The 1748-nt window shown below is 58.6% G+C and carries 1 protein-coding gene; it reads right to left on the bottom strand.

From position 1 onward, the window contains the following. Positions 1-392: 392 nt before the first annotated feature. The gene (locus AC33YF_RS13875; RefSeq protein ID WP_491777805.1) at positions 393-1232 is read right to left on the bottom strand and encodes a class I SAM-dependent methyltransferase; all 840 of its coding nucleotides are present in this window, start codon (positions 1230-1232) and stop codon (positions 393-395) included. Positions 1233-1748: the final 516 nt, after the last annotated feature.

Genomic DNA, 1748 nt, shown 5'->3' with positions numbered 1-1748 from the left:
CGTCCGGGACTGATCAGCTAACGCCCGCGACTACAGCAGCGTACGCACTAGCGCCAAGCGGCCGTTCGTCTCGATGTTGATTCGTTTAAGTGCTGATCGGCCCAACTCGGTGTTGCCGAGCACTGAAAGCGGCTCCGGACCATTCGCGACGAGGGTAGGCGGTCGGCTTTCGGGGCGTCGCAGGCATTGCGGACGGTTGAACCAATGAGATGATGTGCGGGATGCGGACCGCATCGCATGGCCTACGGTCGAAGGACACTCCGCGCCGGACATCCGCGAGGGGTGAGGCAGCCTCGTCGGCCCTCGAGGCGCCAATGCCTGCTTCTCGAATGTTGCGTCAATCCCACCGATCGACGCTGCAATTCCGATTGGCGGCACCACGCCTAATAATCTCATCGTGGCTTTCGTCCTGAGGCCAGGACAAAGGCCGTTGGAATGCTGAGGCCATCGGAAGCAGCATATTTGGCCACCCCTTCGATAATTGCGGCTTCAATCGCAGGTCGCTGAGCATCGCTTTGAGCGTCGAGCAAGGGGCCAAACCGGCCCGTACTGGTTGGAACTTCTCGGACGAAATCTTCGGGAGAAGCACTCGGCCAATGCAACGGCACTTCTATGCTCCTTATGTCATCGAAGCCGGTCGCCGCCAGGACTCGCTCGCACTCTTCAGGCTCCGAAAAGCGGAAGAGCGGCGGTCCGGCAGGGAGATCGACGTCCATCGAGCCATGAGCTTGAATGGCACCTAGAACGATCGCCAAGAATGGGTTGGCATCCGGTCTCGGCGGTCGCCAACATGTTATGGCGTAGCGTCCACCGGGCTTCAAAACGCGAAATGCCTCTTGCATCGCTCGTTCAGGGTTCGGGAAATGTAGAATGCCAAGGCTACAGACGACCGCATCAAAACGACCAGCATCGAACGGAAGGTTTTCGGCATCACCTTCTCGGATGTCCGCGTAGGCATTCCTTGCCCGCGCGAGGTCGACCATTTTCGGAGCGAAATCAATCGCTGAGACGTTAGCGCCTCTTTCGATTGCTGCGTGAGTGAGCAGGCCGGGCCCGCAAGCAACGTCGAGAACATCAGCACCTTTTCCCACTTGTGCGGCGTCCAGAATTGCGTCGTTTGCCTGCGCCGAGACTAGCGCTGTCTTGCTCGCGTAGCCCTCAGCAACGCGAGAATAGCCGTCTCGTTCGAATTGTCTGAAAGCCGTCTCATCGAATTTGGGTTGATCAGACATGGCAGCCTCCCGTCTTGATCATTAGGGTCCAAGAATTGCCCTCACCCCGCGAGCTGCGCAGCAATAACCCCGAAACCGTAGTTCCACTGGTGGAGGGAGTGGTCTCTCCTTCGACAGCCCACGCGGTCACAAACCAAACGTATATCTACGAGCCAGTCCGACCAGCATCGGTTGATTGGCCCAAATGTCGACATGCAGTGATTGCCGCCTTTGGTCACGTTCTGCCAATCCCGGACGCCTGAAACGGCCGTAGCACGCCGGATAGCAGACATGATCGGGCGCCCAAGTTGTGCAGTCAACCATCGATCGGCCAATGTCGCCTTATGGGATGTTGCGTCGATCGCATATAGACGAGGTCAGATCGACACGCGATGCCGGCAAGTGTTCGAAAGCGAAGTTGCGCCGCCGCTAAGTGACGTCGACTGTCGGAGGGCAAGCCGACGAGGCCCCGGCAAAAACCGACGCCCTTCTGCCACCTGGACCGCAGCCGGTGATTAGCTCGAACTCTTACATTCG

It is taken from the genome of Methyloceanibacter sp. (assembly GCF_058506495.1).
Note: the sequence above shows the minus strand (reverse complement) of the source record. Positions and strands in the feature narration are given on the sequence as shown.

Bases quoted from the DNA above. Each gene is read 5' to 3' on its own strand.
- AC33YF_RS13875 (WP_491777805.1), bottom strand. From the start codon at position 1,232: ATGTCTGATCAACCCAAATTCGATGAGACGGCTTTCAGACAATTCGAA.